Annotated in this window: 13 protein-coding genes, 1 pseudogene and 1 riboswitch; of the genes and pseudogenes, 7 read left to right on the top strand and 7 right to left on the bottom strand. The window is 60.5% G+C overall.

Annotation, left to right across the window (positions count from 1 at the left end):
- Positions 1 to 12 precede the first annotated feature (12 nt).
- The 5 genes and pseudogenes from VE934_RS05545 to apbC all read right to left on the bottom strand — a co-directional run bounded on the left by VE934_RS05545 (position 13) and on the right by apbC (position 8,812).
- Positions 13 to 3,027 carry a molybdopterin-dependent oxidoreductase gene (locus tag VE934_RS05545; RefSeq protein WP_324885148.1) on the bottom strand — a complete coding sequence of 1,005 codons (3,015 nt, stop codon included), beginning with the start codon at positions 3,025 to 3,027 and terminating at the stop codon, positions 13 to 15.
- Entirely contained in the window at positions 3,024 to 4,847 is a 1,824-nt protein-coding gene (locus tag VE934_RS05540; RefSeq protein WP_324885146.1) for an NADH-ubiquinone oxidoreductase-F iron-sulfur binding region domain-containing protein, read from the bottom strand. The genes VE934_RS05545 and VE934_RS05540 overlap by 4 nt, the downstream gene beginning before the upstream one ends.
- Before the next feature lie 62 nt (positions 4,848 to 4,909).
- Positions 4,910 to 6,537, bottom strand: a pseudogene (locus tag VE934_RS05535) (OFA family MFS transporter).
- 226 nt (positions 6,538 to 6,763) lie between these two features.
- Positions 6,764 to 7,708: a LysR family transcriptional regulator gene (locus VE934_RS05530; RefSeq protein ID WP_324885143.1), complete on the bottom strand. Its 945-nt coding sequence runs from the start codon at positions 7,706 to 7,708 to the stop codon at positions 6,764 to 6,766.
- A 12-nt stretch (positions 7,709 to 7,720) separates the two neighbouring features.
- Positions 7,721 to 8,812: an iron-sulfur cluster carrier protein ApbC gene (gene apbC, locus VE934_RS05525; protein WP_324885141.1), complete on the bottom strand. Its 1,092-nt coding sequence runs from the start codon at positions 8,810 to 8,812 to the stop codon at positions 7,721 to 7,723.
- A 146-nt stretch (positions 8,813 to 8,958) separates the two neighbouring features.
- Between apbC and metG the strand changes: the two genes are divergently transcribed.
- The 7 genes from metG (at position 8,959) to nadB (ending at position 20,728) form a co-directional block, all read left to right on the top strand.
- A complete protein-coding gene (gene metG / locus VE934_RS05520) occupies positions 8,959 to 11,043 on the top strand; it encodes a methionine--tRNA ligase (RefSeq protein ID WP_324885139.1) in 2,085 nt (694 codons plus the stop codon).
- A 30-nt stretch (positions 11,044 to 11,073) separates the two neighbouring features.
- Positions 11,074 to 12,744, top strand: a complete 1,671-nt coding sequence (locus tag VE934_RS05515) for a SulP family inorganic anion transporter (protein ID WP_324885137.1) — start codon at positions 11,074 to 11,076, stop codon at positions 12,742 to 12,744.
- 36 nt (positions 12,745 to 12,780) lie between these two features.
- Positions 12,781 to 12,999: a DUF3460 family protein gene (locus VE934_RS05510; RefSeq protein WP_324885135.1), complete on the top strand. Its 219-nt coding sequence runs from the start codon at positions 12,781 to 12,783 to the stop codon at positions 12,997 to 12,999.
- A gap of 91 nt (positions 13,000 to 13,090) precedes the next feature.
- Positions 13,091 to 13,963: a segregation and condensation protein A gene (locus VE934_RS05505; protein WP_414693816.1), complete on the top strand. Its 873-nt coding sequence runs from the start codon at positions 13,091 to 13,093 to the stop codon at positions 13,961 to 13,963.
- 649 nt (positions 13,964 to 14,612) lie between these two features.
- Positions 14,613 to 16,082, top strand: a complete 1,470-nt coding sequence (locus VE934_RS05500) for a ShlB/FhaC/HecB family hemolysin secretion/activation protein (RefSeq protein WP_324885133.1) — start codon at positions 14,613 to 14,615, stop codon at positions 16,080 to 16,082.
- A 48-nt stretch (positions 16,083 to 16,130) separates the two neighbouring features.
- A complete protein-coding gene (locus VE934_RS05495) occupies positions 16,131 to 18,383 on the top strand; it encodes a filamentous hemagglutinin N-terminal domain-containing protein (RefSeq protein WP_324885131.1) in 2,253 nt (750 codons plus the stop codon).
- Between the two features lie 704 nt (positions 18,384 to 19,087).
- On the top strand, positions 19,088 to 20,728 hold the full coding sequence (gene nadB, locus VE934_RS05490) for an L-aspartate oxidase (RefSeq protein WP_324885281.1): 1,641 nt from the start codon (positions 19,088 to 19,090) through the stop codon (positions 20,726 to 20,728).
- A 654-nt stretch (positions 20,729 to 21,382) separates the two neighbouring features.
- Here the strand turns inward: nadB and nadA are convergent.
- On the bottom strand, positions 21,383 to 22,504 hold the full coding sequence (gene nadA / locus VE934_RS05485; RefSeq protein ID WP_324885129.1) for a quinolinate synthase NadA: 1,122 nt from the start codon (positions 22,502 to 22,504) through the stop codon (positions 21,383 to 21,385).
- A 7-nt stretch (positions 22,505 to 22,511) separates the two neighbouring features.
- Positions 22,512 to 23,384 carry a carboxylating nicotinate-nucleotide diphosphorylase gene (gene nadC, locus VE934_RS05480; RefSeq protein ID WP_324885127.1) on the bottom strand — a complete coding sequence of 291 codons (873 nt, stop codon included), beginning with the start codon at positions 23,382 to 23,384 and terminating at the stop codon, positions 22,512 to 22,514.
- Between the two features lie 94 nt (positions 23,385 to 23,478).
- Positions 23,479 to 23,592, top strand: a riboswitch (TPP riboswitch).
- Positions 23,593 to 23,671: the final 79 nt, after the last annotated feature.

Genomic DNA, 23,671 nt, shown 5'->3' with positions numbered 1-23,671 from the left:
CGACGCGCCGCGTCAATGGCTTGCAGAAGTCTGCGTACCGTAACCAGCCGTCACCGCTGGCTGGCCGCCGCGGCGGATAGCCACTGCGCAGTACTTGAACTCCGGAATCTTTCCGAACGGGTCCAGCGCGGCGTTGGTCATCAGGTTGGCCGCCGCCTCGTAATAGGCAAACGGAATGAACACCGCGCCGCGTGGCGTGCCGTCATCCTGCCGCACATGAATCGCCACCTGGCCGCGCCGCGACTGCACCGTGATCACGTCGCCCGGCTGCAGGCCCAGCGACTGTAAATCCGCGCCGCACAGGGAAGCAGTAGCCATCGGTTCAATCGCATCGAGCACCACGGTGCGGCGTGTCATGCTGCCGGTGTGCCAGTGTTCAAGCTGACGCCCGGTGATCAGCACAAAGGGGTAATCCACGTCGGGCCGCTCGTTGGCCGGAATGATGTCGGCGGGCACCAGCTTCACGCGCCCGTCTTCGGTGGGGAAATGGTCGAGGAACACCGTCGGTGAACCCGGATCGTCTGCGCTCAGGCAAGGGTAGGTCACGCTGGATTCGCGCTGCAGCCGCTCCCAGGTGATGCCCGAGATGGCTGCGTGCATGGCCTGGCGCATTTCCTCATACACCGCAGCCACACCCGCGTGTTCGCCTTCGTAGTTCCAGTCAGGCCGAGCCGCGTCGCCGGGCCGCCCCAAGGCGCGGACGGCCCCCTCGGGGGGCAGCGGAGCGTGGGGGCCCATTATTTTGGCGAGTTGTTGAATGATCCACAAGTCAGGCTTGGCCTCGCCGGGCGCATCAATTGCCTGCTTGCCCAGTTGCACCATGCGGTCGGTGTTGCTGACGGTACCGGTCTTTTCGGGCCAGGCAGTGGCTGGCAGCACCACATCGGCAAGCCAGGCGGTTTCGGTCATGAAAATATCCTGCACCACCAAGTGCGACAGGCTGCCCAGTGCGTGGCGGGCGTGGTTCAGATCGGGGTCGCTCATGGCGGGGTTCTCACCCATGATGTACATGCCGCGCACCTTGTGCGGGTCGCTGTCCGGGGCCAGCGCCTTGTGCATGATTTCAACCACGGTGTAGCCGGGCTGGTCATCAAGTTTCGTATTCCAGAACTCTTCAAACCACGCATGCGCCGCCTTGTTGGTCACGCGCTGATAGTTTGGGAACATCATCGGGATCAAACCGGCGTCGCTGGCGCCCTGCACATTGTTCTGGCCGCGCAGCGGGTGCAAGCCGGACCCCGGTTTGCCAATCTGGCCCGTTACCGTGCTGAGCGCAATCAGGCATCGGGCGTTGTCGGTGCCGTGCACATGCTGGCTGATGCCCATGCCCCACAAGATCATCGCGCCCTTGGCTTTGGCAAATTCGCGGGCCACCTCGCGCAGGGTTTGGGCAGGGATTCCGCAAATCGGCTCCATGGCTTCGGGGCTGTAGCCTTTGACGTTTTCCTTGAGTGCCGCGTAGTTGCTGGCACGCCGGCTGATGAAATCCTGGTCGGCCAGGCCCTCCTCGATGACGGTGTGGATCAGCGCATTGAGCATGGCAACATCGGTGTCGGCCTTGAACTGGAGGGTGCGCCAGGCATGCTGGCCAATGTCAGTGATGCGGGGATCAGCCAACACAATCTTCGCGCCCTTTTTCGCCGCGTTTTTCATCCAGGTGGCGGCCACCGGGTGGTTGGACGTAGGGTTGGAGCCGATTACAAAGATCAGGCCCGAATGCTCGACGTCATTGACCTGGTTGCTGACCGCACCCGAGCCCACACCTTCAAGCAGCGCCGCCACGCTGGACGCATGGCAGAGCCGCGTGCAATGGTCCACGTTGTTGCTGCCAAAACCGGTGCGCACCAGTTTCTGGAACAGGTAGGCCTCTTCATTGCTGCCTTTGGCCGAGCCAAAGCCGGCCAGCGACTTGCTGCCGTGCGTGTCGCGCAGGCTCTTGAGCGTGCCGCCGGCGAGCGCCAGCGCTTCTTCCCAGGTCGCCTCGCGGAACACCCCCGACCAGTCGGCGGTGTCGCGGTTGAGGTGCTGCAGGGCTTCCGGGTCCTTGGGAACGCCGGCCTTGCGGATCAGCGGCACCGTCAGGCGCTGCGGGCTGTGGGCGTAGTCAAAACCGAAGCGGCCTTTCACGCACAGTCGCGAATGGTTGGCCGGTCCGTCGCGGCCATCGACGCTGATAATTTTGTTGTCCCTGACGTTGTAAGTGACGAGGCAACCCACACCGCAAAACGGACAAACCGAATCGACTTTCTTGTCGACCACCTGTGAACCAACTTGCGTCTTTGGCATGAGAGCGCCCGTGGGGCAGGCCTGCACACATTCGCCGCAGGCCACACAGCTGCTGTCGCCCATCGGGTCATTCAGGTCAAACACAATCTCGCTGTGCGCGCCGCGCAGCGCGAAGCCAATCACGTCGTTGACCTGTTCTTCACGGCAGGCACGCACGCAGCGATTGCACTGGATGCAGGCATCCATGTTCACGGCCATAGCGGGATGGGACATATCAGCCGCGGGCTGCTCGCGGCGCAGCGCTTTTAATTCGGGGCGTACCGCCACGTCCATGCGCGCGGCCCATTCGCTGAGTTCGCCGTGTTGGCCCACCACCATGGATCCCGGATCAAGTCCGGGATGACAAGACGCTGTCATTGCGGCCCCCGAGCCGCAATCCATGCCCCGCTCACCGTCGGTCCACTTGTAGCCCACATCCGGCATGTCTGAGAGCAGCATCTCCAGCACCATTTTCTGGCTCTTAAGGGCGCGCTCGCTCTGCGCCTGCACTTCCATGCCGGCCGTGACACTGCGGCAACAGCTCGGAGCCAGGGTGCGCTCGCCCTGGATTTCCACCACGCAGGCGCGGCAGTTGCCGTCGGCGCGGTAGCCGTCCTTGTAGCAAAGATGTGGAATGTCCACGCCATGGCGCTGCGCGGCCTTGAGGATTGTTTCGCCCTCAAAGGCGTTGATGGTTTTGTCGTCGAGCCTGAACTCGACGGTTTGCGGCAGCACTTCAACAAGTTTGGCCGGAGCGTTCATGCGGCAGCTCCAATTTCATCTGGGAAATATTTCTGGACACAGCGCACCGGGTTCGGTGCCGCCTGCCCCAAGCCACAGATTGACGCGTCGGTCATCACCACATTCAGGTCTTCCAGAGTGGCGTTTTCCCAGACCGGGGCCTCCATCAAACGTGCGGCCTTGTCCGTGCCGACGCGGCACGGTGTGCACTGGCCGCAGCTCTCGTGGGCGAAAAATCGCATCATGTTCAGCGCGGCATCGCGGGCTTTGTCATGCTGACCCAAAACGATGACCGCAGCAGAACCAATGAAGCCGCCATGCGGTTGCAGGGTGTCGAAATCCAGCGGCACATTGGCGAGACTTGCCGGAAATATGCCGCCCGACGCCCCACCGGGCAAATAGGCGTAAAGGGTGTGCCCGTCCTGCATGCCGCCGCAGTACTCGTCCATCAGCTCTTGCAGCGTGATGCCGGCAGGCGCCAGCTTGACGCCGGGCATCTTCACCCGGCCACTGACGCTGAACGAACGCAGGCCCTTGCGGCCGTGGCGGCCAAAGCCGCTGAACCACTGCGGGCCTTTTTCCACAATGTCGCGCACCCAGTACAGGGTCTCAAAGTTGTGCTCCAGGGTGGGCCTGCCGAACAGGCCGACCTCGGCAATGTAGGGAGGCCGCATGCGCGGCTCGCCGCGCTTGCCCTCGATGCTTTCGATCATTGCGGACTCTTCACCGCAAATATAGGCACCGGCGCCGCGCCGCAGTTCAATCAGCGGCAATTCGCACGGCGGGTCGGCCTGCAACTTGGTCAATTCCGCTTCCAGCAGTTCGCGGCAGTCATGGTATTCGTCCCGCAGGTAGATGTAGCAGGCCTGCACGCCCACCACCTGGGCCGCAATCAGCATTCCTTCCAGGAAACGGTGCGGGTCGCGCTCCAGGTAGGTCCGGTCCTTGAAAGTACCGGGTTCGCCCTCGTCGATGTTGACGGCCATCAGCCGCGGGCCAGGCTGGCCCTGCACGATGCGCCATTTGCGCCCCGCCGGAAAGCCCGCGCCGCCCAGACCCCGCAGGCCGGAGTCCTCCATGGCCTTGAGGATGGGCTCCGCATCTTCCTCGCCGTTGACCACGGCGGCGGCCAGCGCGTATCCGCCGTTGTCACGGTAGGTGGCGTAATCGGTGCAGGCCGGCAGATTGCCGGAGCGGTCCACTTCGATAGATTTTTCGGCCCGCTCATTTGCTACAAAATTAATAGCTGCTCGCGCCCGCCGTTGTTGGGCTGGAGGCATATTTTCTTCTTGAATGGCAACCTGGAGTATCTCCAGCGTGGCGAATGGCACGGCGCGCTGATGCACGGCCGCTGCGGGCGCCTGCTCGCACCGGCCAATACACGGCGCAGCCACCACCCGAACGTCCTGCTGGCCCAGCAGTGCGGGCAGCCGCGCCAGCAAATCTTTTGCGCCAGCGAGCTCGCATGACAGCCCGTCACAGACCCGCACGGTGAGCCCCGGCGCCGGGTCATCCCCCCGCACCACCTCGAAGTGGTGATAGAAAGTGGCCACCTCGTAAATCTCGGCCATCGGAAGCTTCATCTCTTTGGCAAGCGCCACCAGATGCCGGTCGTGCAGGCAGCGGTAAGCATCGTTGAGCTTGTGCAGATGTTCTATCAACAGGTCACGCCGGTGCCCGGCCTCGGGACGCGGACCTATCAGGGCGCGCACCTCGTCCAGAGAAACGTCGTCCGGCTGACGCCCCTTGAGTCTGCTTTTGCGGCGAATGCGTTCCCGCATTTCATCTGCAGTGGCAAGCGCCACAGCCTTGACTTCAGAACGCTGACCGGGATGATTCATGGTGACTTGCCGATGACCGCGCACGTTTGGCGCGGCGGTTGGTTTCAAAAAGGACGCCTACCTCAGGCAAAAAACTTTGCCACACTTTGCAGCGTGCGGTAGACACCCCACGCCAGCGGGATCCCCACGGCCAGCCATGCCATCGCAACGATGGCGGGGCTCACACTGTCTGCTCCACCGCCTGTGCGGACAACCACGGCGGCTGCACTTTTCTCGTGCGCAAGGCGCTTTTCTTCGGCCAGCTCGGCATCGCTCATGAACCATTTCGGGTTCAGCGGCTTGACCAGAAGATTGCAAATCAGCCCCACCACCAGCATGCCGACAAGGATGTACATGGTCTGGTTGTACACCTGCTCGCGTGGAATGCCCAGCCCGAGTTGATATTCGCGCATGTAATTCACCACCACCGGGCCGAGAATGCCCGCTGTTGCCCAGGCTGTCAGCAGGCGGCCATGAATGGCGCCAACCATCTGCGTGCCAAACAGGTCCGCCAGGTAGGCCGGTACGGTGGCAAAACCCCCGCCATACATGCTCAGAATCACGCAGAAGGCGCCGACAAAAAGCACGATGCTGCCCGCGGCGGCACTCCCCGGAACGCTGAAATACATCAAGCCGCCGAGGACAAAGAAAACAATGTAGGTCATCTTGCGACCCAGCTTGTCGGACAGGCTGGCCCAGAAAAAGCGGCCGCCGATGTTGAACAGGCTGAGCAGCGCGGTGAAGCCGGCAGCAACGGTGGCAATGGCCGCCAGCTGGGTTTTATCGAGTTCGCCAAATTTCGTGTCCACACCGATCAAGGAGCCGCCAAAGACTTCCTGCAGCATCGGCGAAGCCATGCCGATCACACCGATGCCTGCGCTCACGTTCATGCACAGCACCATCCAGATCAGCCAGAACTGCGGAATGCCCCAGACCCTCTTCACGTGCACATGACGCTGGGTGATCATGGCGTTGCTGGCCTGGGCTGGCGGTGGTGTCCACCCCGCTGGCTTCCAGCCGGTTTCCGGCACGCGATAACCAAAAGCACCCGCCATCATGAAGGCAAAGTACACGAGGGCCATGACGACGAAGGTCTGCATCACGCCCACGCCCGTGGGGATGCGAAGTATTTCATCAGGTCGGCGGCGAGCGGCGAGCCAATCATGGCCCCGCCGCCAAAACCCATGATGGCCATGCCGGTTGCCATGCCGCGGCGATCGGGGAACCACTTGATAAGGGTCGAGACCGGGGAGATGTAGCCGAGGCCAAGCCCGATGCCGCCGATCACGCCGGATCCGAGAATCATCAGCCAGAACTGGTGCAGATAGATGCCAAGTGCAGAAATGAACATGCCACCGCACCAGCAGGCGGCCGCGACCACGCCGGCCTTGCGCGGCCCGGCACGCTCCAGCCAGCCACCCCAGGTGGCGGCGGCCGTCCCCAGCAGCACGAAGAACAAGGTGTACATCCAGCCCAGCGTGGAAATTTGCCAGTCGCAAGTGGTGGTGAAGAGCTGGCCAAAAAAGCCAACCTCAGGCCCGCATTTAATGGCTTCCTTGATGCCCAGCGCTTTGGACAGGGGAAGCCAGAACACAGAAAACCCATAGGCCATGCCAATGCACAGATGAATGGCCAGCGCGGCCGGCGGTACCAGCCACCGGTTAAAACCCGGGCCAGCAATGATGCGTTCTTTATCGAGGATTCCTGACATGCTTGTCTCCGCGTTCTACGTGTTGTTCGTGTATCGGCCCGTTACAGGCTGCGCGGAGTGTCAGGGAGCTTTTCCGGTCGGTCAAATTGAATCGAAACATGTATTGATTCAAAAACTAAATGGCCCCCACGGTCACTCACGTCGTGTAGCGCCCTGCCCCGCGAGGGCCGCTGCGCCTGCAGCCCCGGCTGGAATGGGAGAGTCCCCCGGAGAGGGTGGTGGTGAGCTAGACGCTGAGCAAACCGCTGTGGGCTGCGGCATGGCGCAGCCAGCCGGCATCTTCTGCCAGCGCCAGCGCCGCCTCAAGCGTGCGCGACGGGCGGTCGCCGCCTTGCGCCATGAAGCCAATCGCAGTTCGTACTTCGGGGCCCACCAGCGGCAGCGCTTCCAGCTCCTGGTAGCCGCGTAACGCGCCGACCAGTGCGCCCGGCATCACGGTGCAAACGCTACCCTCCGCCACGGACAGCGCCAGCGTCAGAATGGAGTTGGTTTCCATGCGCGGCTGGCTCACCACCCCCGCGCTGCGAAAGGCGTTTTCCACAATCGTGCGGTTGTGCATCTCGCGTGTCAGCAGGCAAAGCGGATGTTTGGAGGCGTCCGCCCAGGTGATGTTGGGACCGATTTGCAATAAGCCCCGTTTGGTTTTGCTTGCCCGCCGGACAAAAAAGTAGTGCTCTGTGTACTGTTTGATCTGCTGAAGACCAGGACCGTTCTCACGCAACCTGTCGGTGTAGCCCAGGCCCATGTCCAGCGACAGGCTCTCCAGACCGGCTTCCAGTTCGTTGGAACTCATGGACAAAACGGTAGGGGCGATGCCGGGGTAACGCGCCTGCAGCTGTGCACAAAACCGCGCGGCAATCGGCACCGCCGTCGGCACGGCGCCCACCCTCAGGCTGCCCTGAGGCTTGCCAATTCCACTGTCAAGCTCCTGCTGCAGCAGCTCACGCTCGTGCAGCATGCGCTGCGCACTCAGCAGGACGCGCGCGCCTTCCGGCGTGAAACCTTCAAAATTGCGCCCCCGCCTGACAATGACCGTGCCGAACTCTTCTTCCAGCGCGCGCAAAGCATTGGACAGCGCCGGCTGCGTAATGTGGCAGGCCTGCGCCGCACGACCGAAGTGCTTGTGCTCGTCAAGCGCGGCCAGATACCGCAGGGAGGCCAGAAGGTTCATGAACCCCTTCGATCAGGTGTCTTTGGAAATCTTGATGGTCGGGAACTTGGCGGAAAAGTCTTTGGCCTTGGCCGCGATGGTGATGGCCACCTGACGTGCCACAGCCTTGTAAATGCCCGCAACTTCACCATCAGGATCGGCCACCACGGTGGGGCGACCGCTGTCGGCCTGCAGGCGGATCTGCATGTCCAGCGGCAGGGCGCCCAGGTAGTCCATCTTGTAATCAGCGGCCATTTTTTTGCCCCCGTCAGCGCCAAAGATGTGCTCGGTATGCCCACACTGGCTGCAAATATGCACCGCCATGTTTTCGACGATGCCCAGAATCGGCACGCCGACTTTTTCGAACATCTTGATGCCTTTTTTGGCGTCCAGCAGCGCAATGTCCTGCGGCGTGGTCACGATGACTGCACCTGTCATGGGCACGCGCTGACTCAGCGTGAGCTGGATGTCACCAGTGCCTGGCGGCATGTCGACGATCAGATAGTCCAGGTCCTTCCAGTTGGTCTGGCGCAGCAACTGCTCCAGTGCCTGCGTGGCCATGGGGCCGCGCCAGATCATGGCTTCGTCCTGCGCCACCAGGAAACCAATGGACATGACCTGGATGCCGTAGTTCTCCATCGGCTCCATGTTCTTGCCGTCCACGCTTTCGGGCCGGCCCTCGATGCCCATCATCATGGGCTGGCTGGGGCCGTAGATGTCGGCGTCGAGCAGGCCCACCTGCGCACCCTCGGCTGCCAGAGCCAGCGCGAGGTTGACGGCGGTCGTGCTTTTGCCGACGCCACCCTTGCCAGAGGCAACAGCCACGATATTCTTGACGTTGGGGAGGAGCTGCACTCCGCGCTGCACACTGTGGCTGGCAATTTTGAAGCCCACATTAACCGACACATTGCCCACGCCCGGCACCGCTCTGGTGGCCGCGATCAGCGTCTTGCGGATGCCCGCGATCTGGCTTTTGGCCGGGTAGCCCAGCTCAACCTCAAAAGACACATCACCATCGGTGATCTGCAGGTTTTTCAGCGCCTTGGTGCTGACGAAATCCTTGCCCGTGTTGGGATCAAGCACACCCTGCAAGGCACTGAGGATTGCCTGTTGTTCTAAAGCCATCTGGGGAAGTCTCCGATTGAATCTGTCTGGACGGGCCGGCTGCCATCCTTGCCCAAAGTCTAACGCCGCAGGGGGCCACGGCGCCGCAGTAGGGGATTGCCCATTGCAAGGGACTTAAAATCACGGGTTACCACCAGAGCCCCACCATGTCACAGCGCCAGCTTTTCGTCACCACCGCCCTGCCCTACGCCAATGGCAATTTCCACATCGGCCACATCATGGAGTACATCCAGGCCGACATTTGGGTGCGCTTCCAGCGCATGCAGGGCCACGCGGTGAACTTTGTAGGCGCTGACGACGCACACGGCGCGCCCATCATGATTGCGGCGGACAAAGCGGGCAAAACGCCGCAGCAATTTGTGGCGGACATTGCAGCCGGGCGCAAGCCCTATCTGGATGGTTTTCATATCAGTTTTGACAACTGGCATTCCACGGACGGCCCGGAAAATCACCAGCTCGCCCAGCAGATCTACGTGGATCTGAAAAAGGCGGGCCTGATCGAGACCAAGACGATTGAACAGTTCTTTGATCCTGAAAAGAACATGTTCCTGCCGGACCGCTACATCAAGGGCACCTGCCCGAAGTGCGGGACCAAAGACCAGTACGGGGACAACTGCGAAAACTGCGGTGCGGTGTATGCACCTACGGACTTGATCAACCCCTACTCGGCACTCACAGGTGCCACGCCCGTGCTGAAAAACTCCGAGCACTTTTTCTTCAAACTGTCCGACCCACGCTGCGTCGAGTTTCTGGAAAAGTGGACGCAAGACGGCAAGCTGCAACCGGAAGTGGCCAACAAGGTCAAGGAATGGTTCAGCGTTCGCACCAACCCCGACGGCAGCCAGAGCGAAGGCCTGGGCGACTGGGACATCAGCCGTGACGCGCCCTACTTTGGTATTGAGATCCCGGACGCACCGGGCAAGTACTTTTATGTGTGGCTGGACGCACCTGTCGGCTACCTTGCCTCCCTGAAAAACCTGCTGGAAAAGCGCGGCGAAAGTTACGACGCCTACATGGCGGCTCCGGGGCTGGAGCAATACCACTTCATCGGCAAAGACATCGTCACCTTCCACACCCTGTTCTGGCCAGCCATGCTGCACTTCAGCGGCCGCAAGACACCGGACAACGTGTTTGTGCACGGCTTTTTGACGGTGAACAACGGCGAGAAGATGAGCAAAAGCCGCGGCACCGGCCTGGACCCACTCAAGTACCTGAGCCTGGGCATGAACCCGGAATGGCTGCGTTACTACCTGGCCGCCAAACTGAATGCCCGCAATGAAGATATTGACTTCAATGCAGATGACTTCATGGCGCGGGTGAACAGCGATCTGATTGGCAAGTATGTGAATATCGCCAGTCGCGCTGCGGGGTTCTTGACAAAACGCTTTGACGGAAGCTTGCTAACCCATTTTGGCAAAGATGGCACTGACCTGCTTGAGCGCCTTCATGCATCGAAGGATGCCATCGCGGCGCTATACGAGCAGAGAGAGTTTGGTAAAGCGATTCGTGAAATCATGCTACTCACGGATGCTGTCAATGTTTATGCAGACGCCACGAAGCCCTGGGAGCTTGCAAAGAAAATTGAAGACAAAGATCGTCTGCACGAGTCGTGTTCCGTGTTAATTAACTGCTTCGCTGTTCTGACGCGTTACCTTGCACCAATCCTTCCCAACGTTGCAAAATTTGCAGAAGGTTTTGTTGGATCGTCAATGAAGGAGTGGAGTGCCGTAGGAGTGGTTGCAAAGATATCGCCATACCAACACCTGATGCAGCGCGTCGACATCAAACAACTTGATGCACTATTTGAGCCTCCAGCCCAGGATGTACCTGCGCAAGCAGCTACAAATTCGATAGCAGAGACAACTTCGCCCGGCGGCGAAGAGCTCGCCCCCACCATCACGATTGACGACTTCAGCAAGATCGACCTGCGCATCGCAAAAATCGTCAACTGCGAAGCGGTCGAAGGCTCAACCAAACTCCTGCGCCTGACGCTGGATGTTGGCGAAGGAAAAATGCGCAACGTTTTCAGCGGCATCGCGTCGGCCTACAAACCTGAAGACCTGATCGGCAAACACACGGTCATGGTCGCCAACCTGGCGCCGCGGAAAATGAAGTTTGGTGTCAGTGAAGGCATGGTCCTTGCTGCAAGCCATGCCGATGACAAACAACTCCCCGGTATCCACGTGCTGGAACCCACCTCAGGCGCACAACCCGGCATGCGCGTCCGATAGGGCAAGCAACCCGCGCCCGGCCAGCAAGTCATGAATCTGCCTGCTTACCTGGCTCCCTTTCGCCCCCGGATTGTTGCGGCACTGGCTGACTACACCCGCGCCCGCTTCGGCAAAGACGTGGGCGCTGGCTTGACGGTTGGTATTGTTGCGCTGCCGCTGGCCATGGCCTTTGCCATCGCGTCCGGTTTGCCCCCGCAAGCCGGCATCTGGACGGCCATCATTGCCGGAGCGATCGTCTCGCTGCTGGGCGGCTCGGCCGTGCAAATCGCAGGACCAGCTGGCGCTTTTATCGTCATCGTCTACGGCATCGTCGAGCGGTATGGGTTGGCCAATTTGCTCATCTCCACCGCATGCGCCGGCGTGTTGCTTTTCCTGCTGGGCCTGTTCAAGTTGGGTACGCTGGTGCGTTACGTGCCGGTCAGCATTGTGGTGGGTTTTACCAACGGCATTGCGGTGCTGATCGCGCTGTCCCAGGTCAAGGATTTGCTGGGCCTCAGCATCGCCAAAATGCCTGCGGATTTTTTCTCGCAGCTCAAGGCCATTGGCAGCAATCTGGAATCTTTGAATGCCTATGCGCTTGGGCTGGGCCTGGCATGTTTTCTTGGCTTGTTCATCTGGCCCAAGCTGTTTGTGAGCAGTTCACGCTCCGCCAACGGTTTTGCTGCACGGCTGATCAAGCTGGCGCAGGCTGTGGAAGGTGTGCAGATGCTGCGCGCCACCCGTGTGGCCTCGCGGATGCCAGGGCCCATCGTGGCACTCATCACGCTGACAGCCTTTGCCTACTTTCTCAAATTGCCGGTAGAGACGATTGGCACGCGTTTTGGCGGCATTGCACAGTCGCTTCCCGTTTTTGAGCTGCCAGCTTTTTCGTGGGACACAGTGCGCCTGCTGTTTGCGCCGACTTTAACCATTGCCATGCTGGGCGCTGTTGAGTCCCTGCTGTGTGCCCGCATCGCGGACCAGCTTTCGGGCTTGCCCAAACACGACCCCAATCAGGAATTGATGGCCCAGGGCGTGGCCAATTTCATCGTGCCGTTTTTCGGTGGCATGCCGGCAACCGGCACCATTGCCCGCACTGTGACCAACGTCCGGTCTGGTGCCACCTCGCCAGTTTCAGGGCTGGTGCATTGCATGGTGCTGGTGCTGGTCGTGCTGCTGGCAGCACCCCTGGCCGAGCACGTACCTCTGGCGGTGCTGGCTGGCATTTTGTTATACGTAGCCTGGAACATGGGCGAGTGGCACGAGTTTTTGCGTCTGCGCCAGCACAGTCACCATTACGCCCTGCTGATGCTGGGCACCTTCTTTTTGACAGTGGTGCTGGATCTGACGGTTGCGCTGCAGGCTGGACTGCTTCTGGCCTGTGTGCTGTTTGTACGGCGCATGAGCTCGCTGTTTCAGGTCGTGGAAACCGACCGAACCGACACCTCAATCAATTTCCAGCTCTACGGTTCACTTTTCTTCGGGGCGGTGGCCAAGATTGATCCTGTTCTCTCGGCCGTGGAAAATTCACCGCAAGGCTTGCTGGTAAGGCTGGACGTGCAGTCGCTTCAGTCGCTGGACGCATCGGGCCTGGATGTGCTGTCGCAGTTGCACAGGGCAATCGTGTTGCGCGGGGGCCGGCTGGTCATCTCGGGCCTGAACGCCCAGCCCCGCCAGGTGATGGAGCGCTCGGGTTTTCTGGCCAAAGTGGAAGAGCTTTAAAATCAGCGGATTCCATCTCTCAGGCAGCGCCACCCCATGTCCATCTTCGCCAGACCGCATTACACCTCTGACACCACACAGTTCATTGAAGAACTCAAGGCCAAAAAGCCCACACTGGAGGCCGAGCAGCGCCAGGGACGCGCCTTGCTGTGGGACAAAAAGCTGGACTTGAGCGAACAGGCCGACTACCAGCAGGCCAGCGTGGCGCAAGCCCCGTATGTCTACGGCACCAGCGGCCACCCCAATAGCAAATAGGCAATTCAGCATCAAAAGTGCTTGCCGCCCTTTATAAACGGGCGTAGCCAGCTATCACTTTTATAGCCACCCGCTTTCAGAATCCTCCCCCATGTCTTCCATCACCGAGCTGCCCTCGTCACCGTCTGAGACGGGCCAGTCCACCGACGCGCTGGCACTGCCGGGCATGCCCGGGGTAATTGACCAAGTAGCGCTGGCGCGGCTGTATGGTGAGCCGCTGTTTGCCATGCCGCAGGATTTGTACATCCCGCCGGACGCGCTGCAGGTGTTTCTGGAGGCGTTTGAGGGCCCGCTGGACTTGCTGCTCTACCTGATCCGCAAGCAAAACTTCAACATTCTTGACATCCCCATGGCGGCGGTCACCCGCCAATACCTGGTGTACGTCGACGAGATCCGTGCGACCAACCTGGAGCTGGCGGCAGAGTACCTCTTGATGGCAGCCATGCTGATTGAGATCAAATCGCGCATGCTGTTGCCGCCCAAGAAGACGGCAGACGGCCAGGAGCCCGAAGATCCGCGCGCCGAACTGGTGCGCCGGCTGCTGGAGTACGAGCAGATCAAACTGGCCGCGCACAAACTCAATGAAATTCCGCAATTTGGCCGCGACTTTTTGCGCGCCCAGGTTTATGTGGAGCAAGCACTGCAGCCACGCTTTCCGGACGTCAACGTGGTTGACCTGCAAGACGCCTGGCGCGACATCGTCAAACGCGCCAAGCTGGTGCAGCACCATGTGATCTCGCGCGAAGAGCTCTCCGTGCGAGAGCACATGAGCATCGTACTGCGCAAGCTGCAGGGGCAAAAATTTGTCGAGTTCGAAAACCTGTTTGACCCTGCGCGCGGAATGCCCGTGCTGGTGGTCAGCTTCATCGCCTTGCTGGAGCTGTCCAAAGAAGGTTTGATTGAGGTCACGCAGGCTGAGGCCTACGCACCCATCTACGTGCGGCTGGCATACACGCCCACCTGACTCCGGCTTTTCGCCTTCGCCTCAACACCCTCGGGGCACTTTTTACCATCCGCCGCGAAACGGCGCTCTTTTACGAGCCGTCCATAGTGCGCGCCCCTTGGTTTGTTGTGCAAACCATACAGCGCAGCCCGCCATCCAGACATCCTGATGTGTAACAAGTACACCGTGGGAAAGCCGGCAAAAGGCCCCTGACTTCCGGAGTCACCTCGGCGGACGCTGGGGGGAGCCAGCGTAGCGCGGGAGCAAACCCATGATTACGCCAGCCCGTTGGTGAGGGTGCTTTGCAAAGAAATGGAGGGATTGACCTAGATCAAGTGCTGACTTCTGCGTCATATCATGAGGCGTTGTCCTACACTGAATCAGGCATGTCACTGCGCTAATACAACATGACGTTGAAATAGTCGTCGAGCGGCAAATGCGGGTGGCCGAATCCGATCTATAACCAGGAAACTTGATGCTGCAGAACAAAATATTCCCGATAGCCTTGCTAACACTCAGCCAAAGTGTGCTGGCCCAACAGCTTCCAGGCGCCGGAAGCCAGATCCAGCAGCTTCCCCCTGTCCCCGCTCCCCAGAAGGCGGCGCCGGCAGTTCGAATACAGCAAGGTGGGGCTCCGGCCAAATCGGCGCCAAGTACCGCAAAAATATTGGTGAAAAGCCTACAGGTAACGGGCTCAAGCGTGTTTAGTGAAGCCGAGCTTCTGGCTCTCACCGGTTTTGTGCCCTCCACCGAACTGACACTTGGCGAGCTGCAGGCTATGGCCGACCGGATCACCGACCACTACCGGAAAAACGGCTACTTTGTGGCCCGCGCTTTTCTGCCAGCGCAAGACGCCAAAGACAACGCCCTCATCATTGCGGTGAGCGAAGGGCGATACGGCAAGATCGTTCTCAACAATCAGACCAATCTGTCAGACGCTCTGGCCCTCAACATTCTGAGCGGCATCAACAACGGCGACGCTATCACCAATGACCCGCTGGAGAGCCGGTTGCTGTTGCTGTCGGACCTGCCAGGCGTCAACATCAAGTCAACCCTGGTGCCCGGCGCCACGCCTGGCAGCTCTGACCTCGTGGTCGACATCACGCCCGGCAAGCGCGTCAGCGGGAGTGTGGACTTCGACAACAACGGAAACTACTACACCGGGGAATACCGCCTGGGCGGTACGGTCAACCTGAACAACCTGCTGGGCCAGGGCGATGTCTTCAGCCTGCGGGCGATTACCTCGGGTTCGGGCCTCAACTATGGCCGCGCGTCTTACCAGATGCAATTTGGCAAAGCCACAGCGGGTGTGGCCTACAGCCGGCTCGGCTATAAACTGGGCAAGGAATTTGCGCCGCTGAAAGCCAACGGCACGGCAGAAGTCGCCAGCGTTTACGGCAGCTACCCGCTGATCCGATCACGCAACACCAACCTGAACGCAGGCCTCAACTTCGACCATCGGACTTTTCAGGACCGCATCGACGTTATCCCCTCGGTGACCGACAGGAAGGCGAACGTCCTCACCGGAAGCCTCTATGGCAACCACAGAGACAACTTGGGTGGGGGCGGCATCAGCGCCTTCTCGCTCGGGCTGTCTGCTGGAAATCTGGACATTGAAACCCCGGTCGCGCGGGCTTTGGATGCGGTCACCGCCCGCACCAACGGCTCTTACGGCAAGCTCGCTTTTAATGCCAGCCGGCTGCAGCGCGTAACCGACACGCTTTCCCTTTTCGCAGGTGTCAACGGACAGCTGGCCTCCAAAAACCTGGACTCGTCCGAGAAGATGTCTCTGGGCGGCATGGATGGGGTGAGGGCTTACCCGCAAGGCGAAGCCCCGGGTGACCAGGGATATCTGGTCAACCTGGAAGCACGTCTGCTGCTGCCAAAACCGGAAAAACTTCCCGGACAGCTTCACCTGATTGGCTTCGTGGATGGCGGCAGCGTGACCATTAACAAAAATCCCTGGGTGGCTGGCAACAACCACCGCAATCTCGGCGCCTTCGGCATCGGCCTGACCTGGGTCGAAACCGACAATTTTGCGATCAGGACCTACTACGGTCGCAAGATTGGTGACTCCGCCGCCACCGCCGCGCCAGACAAATCCGGACGGTTCTGGATTCAGGCCGTCAAGTATTTCTAAGCCCGGCAGACCGCCCACTCCTGTAACGAACAAGCTGAAGGAACCCTTATGAACCGCATTTACAGAACCATTTGGAGCGCGAGTTCGGGCACCTGCGTAGCCGTCGCCGAGAACGCCGGAGGCAAAAGCCGGGACAAATCGAGCTGCGTTGATGGTGGAGCACGCCCGTCCCGATTCGCCGTGAATCTGTTGTCAGCCTGTTTGATGCTGACTTTCGGGACCATGGCCCATGCCCTGCCCACCAACGGCGCGGTTGCAGCCGGCTCGGCCACCATTAGCACCACGGGATCGACCACAACGATTAACCAGTCCACATCCAACGCGGTGATCAACTGGCAAAGCTTTGGCATAGGTGCCGGGCAAACCGTGCAGTTTGTGCAGCCCGGCAGCACCTCGGTGGCACTCAACCGCGTTCTGGGGACCGAAGCGTCAAGCATCATGGGCAATTTGTCGGCCAACGGCAGGGTCTTCCTGCTGAACCCGAATGGCGTCCTATTCGGCAGCGGTGCACAAGTCAATGTGGGTGGCTTGGTAGCCTCCACCATGAGCTTGAGCGACGCCAAATTCATGTCCGGCGACTACAGCTTTTCCGATGCCGGAAACGGATCTGTTGTGAACCAGGGCACGATCAACGCAGTCAATGGCGGACATGTGGCCTTGATGGGCAAAACGGTCAGCAATCAGGGCGTGATCAATGCGCAACTGGGAAGCGTGGCACTGGTCGGTGGGCAAGCGGCCACACTGGACCTGGCGGGCGACGGATTGCTCCGTGTGTCGGTGGCCCAGGGTGCGGTCAACGCATTGGTTGAAAACGGCGGCATGATCCGCGCAGATGGCGGTCGTGTCCTGCTGACCGCCCAAGCGGCAGGTGATCTGCTGCACACAGCGGTGAACAATACCGGTGTGATTCAGGCACAGACCATAGGCAGCCGCGACGGCACGATTTTATTGCTGGGCGACATGACCACGGGCACGATGAGCGTAGGCGGCACACTGGATGCCAGCGCGCCCAACGGCGGCAACGGCGGGTTTATCGATACTTCTGCAGCAAAGGTCATCGTTCGGGAAGACGTGCGTGTCACAACCAACGCGCCTTGGGGGCTGATGGGCACCTGGTTGATCGACCCACAGGACTTCATAATCGGCCCCGGCGGCAACATCTCCAATACAACGCTTGCTGCGCAGCTGGTGAACAATAACGTGAACATCACGACGGCACCTGGACCCGGCAACGGAGATATTTTTGTCAATGGTGCGGTGGAATGGACGGCCGCGGGAACGCCGACCACCTTGACCCTGACGGCGGACCGGGACGTGAACATCAACGCCGCCATCTCCGCCACTGAGGGTAACCTGGTGGTGTGCTGCGGTCGAGATATCAACGTGAACGCGCCCATCACTATGGTCCGCGGAAGCGCCTCCCTGAGTGCCGGTCGCAATGTGAACCAGAATGCCACTATCACGGTTACCGACGGCAACCTCATGATGTGTGCCGCCAATGATGTGATCGTCAATGCGAAGATCACGCTGACACGAGGCACTTCGATTCCTTCGCGCAGCCTTGGCCTGCCACTCGGCCTGACCCTCACGGCGGACACCGACGGAACCGGACCTGGCGTGGCCGGCGGCACGGTCATTCTCAATGTCAGCGGCGCAAACCGACCCACCGTGACCGGCCCGAACGCGCCCGTCACCATTAATTACAACCCAACCTCTTACTCTACGCCCACAGACTACTCGCCGCAGTTTATTCTGACCGACAGCACCCTGACCCAGCGCATGCTGGTGTTTCCTGAAGTGACCAAGCCTTTCGACGGGACCACCTCCGCAACCCTTGTTTCGCTTAAAGGCAATCCGCCAGATGTAAGCTTGATTGCCGATCCTGGCAGTACCGCCGTCTTCAACAGTGCCGAGGTAGGCACCAACAAAATCGTAACGTTCACGGGCTACAGACTGGGCGGGGCCAACGCCAGCCGGTTCGCCCTTCCGGCTTCATGCTGCGCCCCGATAGTCGGCAGGACACTCGGGACGATTACGGCAGCCGAAGCGGCAGCCCTTCTGGCCACCGTTGCACCGGCTTCAACCACCGTGCGGCCGGTCTCAACCACCGTTGCACCGGCTTCAACTGTAGTGGCGAGCCTTGCGCCTATCGGCCTATTTTTGCCCACCACTTTTTTTGATACCCCTGATATTTTCCTCTCCCTGGCAGAAGAGGAGGTAGTGGTGGCGCCTCCTCCCCCGTTCGTCCCACCTCCACCATATGTGGCGCCCCGCTACGCTCCCAAAGCCGGGCGCAACTAGTTTGAGGTACAGGCATAACGCACAGGTACGCCTCAGTTTCAGGAAACTCTCGGCGCCCGGCATTTAAATCGCTGGCCGTGCAGGCTTGGTATGCCTGGGCTGGTGGCGATGATCGCGACCAACACAGCAGCAGCGAATCCTACTCACCAACGAGGTTCGTTCCGTAGCGCGTCGCCCCGGAGCCCTGCTCGCAGGGAAACGTGCACCTTTCGGTCAATACCTGTGTCGAGAGAGGTCTTCGGTCGAGCTTCATGGATTGTCGGCTCAGCGCACGCCCAGGGCGTGCCCTTTATGGTGGTGGACAAAGTCAAGCACTGCTGTGGATACTGACGGGCGGCTAAATGACGCAGCGCCGAGCCTCCTTGGCCTGGCGTGGGGAGACGACCCGGCCTGGCATTAGCAATCGAGGTTACCCAGCGTCGAAGCCCTCCCGTTGTGCCCTACACCCTGCAGGCGCAAACGCGACGCTGGTCCTGTTTCCGATGCATCCCCGGGCCCACCGAGACACATAGGTCTCTGCCGGATAATCCCCCCAAGAGACAAGGATTTTTGACCCTCCATATTCCCCATGCGGGGCGGCTGGTTGATCCTCCGTGTGAACAATCGGCACACCCTGCCAAGTTTCAAGGGAAAAAATGATCGCCCCCATGCCTGACCGTGCAACCCATGTCGCCGCCGACGGGACTGCCACCGCCCCTGGGGCGATGCAATACAACTTCGACGTACTGATTGTTGGCAGCGGCCTCGCAGGCTTGACCGCTGCATTGCAATTGGCGGATACACACCTTGTGGCAGTACTGACCAAGCGGACCATGAGCGACGGCTCAAGCGGCTGGGCGCAAGGCGGTATTGCTGCCGTGCTGGAAGAAGGCGAAAAAGGCGACAGCTTTGAGCACCATATTCATGACACCCAGGTCGCCGGCGGCTGGCTTTCTGATGACGCAGCAACGGCGCAGGTGGTGGAAGGCGCGCCAGCCGCGATTGCCTGGCTGCAGGCGCAAGGCGTGGTTTTCACGCACGAGGCGCAGGCACTGCACCTGACCCGCGAGGGCGGCCACAGCCACAGACGCATTGTGCATGCTACAGATGCCACCGGCGCCGTGGTGCAGAAAGCGCTCATCGCCTCGGTGCTGGCTCACCCCAACATTCAGGTGTTTGAACATACCACTCTGGTTGACCTGATCGTGCAAAACGATCCGGCAAGCGGCAAGGCAAGCTGCGTCGGCCTGTATGCACTGGACGGCCGCGCAGGCGGCAGCACCGTTCACACCTTTGCAGCCGGGCATACCGTGCTGGCCACGGGTGGCGCGGGCAAGGTTTACCTCTACACCAGCAACCCCGACACCGCCACGGGTGACGGCATTGCGGCGGCCTGGCGCGCGGGTTGCCGCATCGGCAACATGGAGTTCATCCAGTTTCACCCCACTTGCCTGTACCACCCGGACGCAAAGTCATTTCTGATCAGTGAAGCGGTGCGCGGTGAAGGCGGCATCCTCAGGCTGCCCGAATCCGCAGGCGGTACCCGCTTCATGCCCGAGCATGACGAACGCGCCGAGCTGGCACCACGCGATGTTGTGGCCCGCGCAATTGACTTCGAAATGAAAAAGCACGGCGTTGATTGTGTGTACCTGGACATCTCGCACAAAGGCGAGGCGTTTGTGCGGGAGCACTTTCCAACCATCCACGCGCGCTGTTTGTCACTGGGCATTGACATCGCACGCCAGCCCATACCAGTCGTGCCAGCCGCGCACTACACCTGCGGCGGCGTGCTGACCGACCTGGCTGGCCGCACCGACATCACAAATCTTTATGCCGCTGGCGAGACCGCCTACACAGGCTTGCACGGCGCCAACCGGCTGGCGAGCAACTCGCTGGTCGAGTGCGTGGTGTTTGCGCAGCAGGCGTCAGACGCTATTAAATCAGTAGCACCTCCCGCCCGTCATCAAAAGGCGGACGGCCAAAAAGATCAACAAATCCGTTTGAAACCCTGGGATGACAGCCAGGTGACCGACGCGGACGAACAGGTGGTGATTTCCCACAACTGGGACGAGTTGCGGCGCCTGATGTGGAACTACGTGGGCATCGTGCGAACCAACAAGCGGCTTGAGCGGGCTGCTCACCGTATTGAACTGCTGCAGAGCGAGATTCAGGAGTTTTACGCCAACTTCCACGTCACGCGCGACTTGCTGGAGCTGCGCAATCTGGTGCAGGTCGCAGAGCTGATCGTGCGCTCAGCACAATCCCGCCACGAGAGCCGGGGCTTGCATTTCAGTCGGGATTATCCGCAGACGGACTCGGTGGGGGTGCCGACTGTTCTGGTACCGCCTGAGCGGCGGGGCTCTTAGTAGTTTTTCTTCGGGATGGTTGGGTTTGCCTGCAAGCCGGGTCTCGCCCCGGCGGGCGACTCACTTTCTCTTGCTTCGCCAAGAGAAAGTAAGCAAAGAGAAGGCGACCCGATGGTCCGGGTCCCTCCGCTTCGCTACGGGCAACCTGCGGTGCTCGGTAAAAGCGGGGTCTCGCAGAACTCGCCTTCGGCTCAGACAGCTGCGAGCCCTGATCCGCTTTGACCTGCGCTCCTCGGCCCGGCCCGACGGGGTTGGGGGAGAAGGGCAAAACCAATACAAAACCCAATTCGGGGAGGCAAGGCCGCGCAAAGCGCGTCCTTGCCGGAGCCCGCTCCCGACTCCGTTCCCCACCCCTTCTGTATGCGCCGAGGAGCGGAGGTTCAGCCGGATGAGGGCTGACACTTGTTTGAGCCGAAGGCGAGTTTGTGTCAGACCCCGGCTGGACCGAGCACCGCAGGTTGCCCCGGAGCGAAGCGCAGGGGACGCAGACAGCGGCGTCGCCTTTTCTTTGCTTACTTTCTTTTGGCGAAGCAAAAGAAAGTGAGTAGCCGCCGGGCTACCCCCGGCTAGCAGGCACACTACCAAAGCTCGAAGCAAAGACAGAAGGATCGCGAGCATGGATCCCGGATCAAGTCCGGGATGACAAAGCCCCTACTAAGCCGCCCCAATCCGCGGAACCAATCCCCCAACAGGCTGGCCAGCTTTCAACGCCGCCGTAAACGCCAGCATCCTGTCTATGGGCAACCGTGCCCTAAGCCCCAGCGCAGGATCCACCTGGACCTCGGGCCCCATGGTTTGCAAAGCATGCGCCAGACCGGCGAGGCCGTTCATCGCCATCCAGGGGCAATGCGCGCAACTCTTGCAGGTGGCGCTTTCGCCAGAGGTTGGTGCCTCGATAAACACTTTGCCCGGATTGAGGGTGCGCAGCTTGTGCATCATGCCGTTATCGGTGGCAACAATAAATTCGCGCGCATCCATTTCCTGCGCCGCCCGCAAGATGGCCGAAGTCGAACCCACGGCGTCAGCCAGCGCAATCACATCCGCCGGCGACTCAGGGTGCACCAGCACTTTGGCCTTGGGGTGCTCCTTTTTTAAAGCTTCAAGCTCGAAGGCTTTGAATTCGTCGTGCACGATGCAGCTTCCGTTCCACATCAGCATGTCGGCACCGGTTTCACGCCGGATGTAGTCACCCAGGTGTTTGTCGGGTGCCCACAAAACTTTTTGGCCCTGGTCCTTTAGTGCCCGCACGATGTCGAGAGCGCAGCTAGAGGTGACCAGCCAGTCAGCGCGCGCCTTGACGGCAGCGCTGGTGTTGGCGTACACCACCACGGTGCGGTCCGGGTGGGCATCACAAAACGCTGAGAACTCATCAACCGGGCAGCCCAGGTCCAGCGAGCAGGTCGCTTCCAGGTCTGGCATCAACACGCGTTTTTCAGGCGAGAGAATTTTCGCGGTTTCGCCCATAAACCTCACACCGGAAACCACCAAAGTGGTCGCTGCATGGTCGCGGCCAAAACGCGCCATCTCCAGCGAGTCACTGACAATGCCGCCGGTTTCTTCGGCCAGATCCTGCAGGTCCGGATGCACGTAGTAGTGCGACACCATGACGGCGTTGCGCGCCTTGAGCAGTTCACGGATCTGCGCCTTGAGCGCTACACGCTGGTCTGGCGGAGGCTCCACGGGCACACGTGCCCAGGCGTGGCGGGTTGGGCACGCTGGCTGCTCATAGTCAACCCGAACCAATGGGTGAACAGTGGGAGAAGTTGTTGTTGTCATGACCAGCTTACAGTTCCTGAAAACGCATGGAAAAATCAATCGCCTTGACGTCTTTGGTCAAGGCACCAATGGAGATGCGGTCCACACCCGTGGCAGCAATGCCGGCAACCGTGTCCAGGCTCACACCGCCGGAGACTTCAAGAATGGCGCGGCCAGCCGTGATGCGCACCGCTTCGCGCAGTTGCGTCAGGTCCATGTTGTCCAGCAACACCATCTTTGCCCCCGCTCCCAGCGCCTCGTTCAACTGGTCCAGGGTTTCAACTTCGATCTCTACAAAGCTGGCTGCTTGCGCCACTTCAGCGGTGCGCTGCAACACGGCGGTTACGCCGCCTGCCGCCGCAATGTGGTTCTCCTTGATGAGCACAGCGTCATAAAGTCCGATGCGGTGATTGCTGCCGCCTCCGCAGCGAACGGCGTATTTTTGCGCCAGCCGCAGGCCGGGCAGGGTTTTGCGGGTGTCAACGATCTTTGCCCGATTGCCCGGCACGCTTTGCACAAGCTGAACATACGTCGCGGTCTTGGTGGCAACAGCGCTGAGCACCTGCAGAAAATTAAGCACGGTGCGCTCGCCGCTGAGAATGGCGCGTGATTGCCCCTTGATCTCCAGCACCACCTGGTTGGGCTCGCAGGTCTCGCCATCCCGCACGTGCCAGATCAGCTCTGCCTTGGGGTCCAGTCGCTGCAGCGTCGCTTCAGCCCAGGGCACACCGCAAATAACGGCGCCTTCCCGTGCCAGCACGCGGGCGTGGCTGCGTCGCTCTGAGTTGATCAGGCCGGCGGTCAGATCGCCAGCACCAATGTCTTCGGCCAGTGCGCGGTCAACGTCTGCCAGGGCAAGCGCAGCGATGCTGGAGGGAGAAAAGTCAAATACGTTATTCATTTTTTTAGCGTGATTTCAGCGGGGGTGGCGGCAAGCATAGCGCGTTACCACCACCATATGAAAATGGGCCCCCAAAGACCTCGTGGACTAGAATGCAATGGCTCCGGGGTGCTGCCGGGCCATTGTGGCCTTGCAGCTGAGATGGCCAAACCAAACCCGTGAACTTGAATCGGTTCGTACCGACGTAAGAAGAGCTGACTGCTGCCTCCGGGTTGCAGTCACTGACCATAACCACAGCACTGGTTTTGGCCGCACCTTCGGAGCACTTTGTGTAGAGCTACACCAAA

Source organism: Polaromonas sp. (assembly GCF_035638815.1).
In the GTDB taxonomy this organism is placed as follows: Bacteria; Pseudomonadota; Gammaproteobacteria; order Burkholderiales; family Burkholderiaceae_C; genus Polaromonas.
Note: the sequence above shows the minus strand (reverse complement) of the source record. Positions and strands in the feature narration are given on the sequence as shown.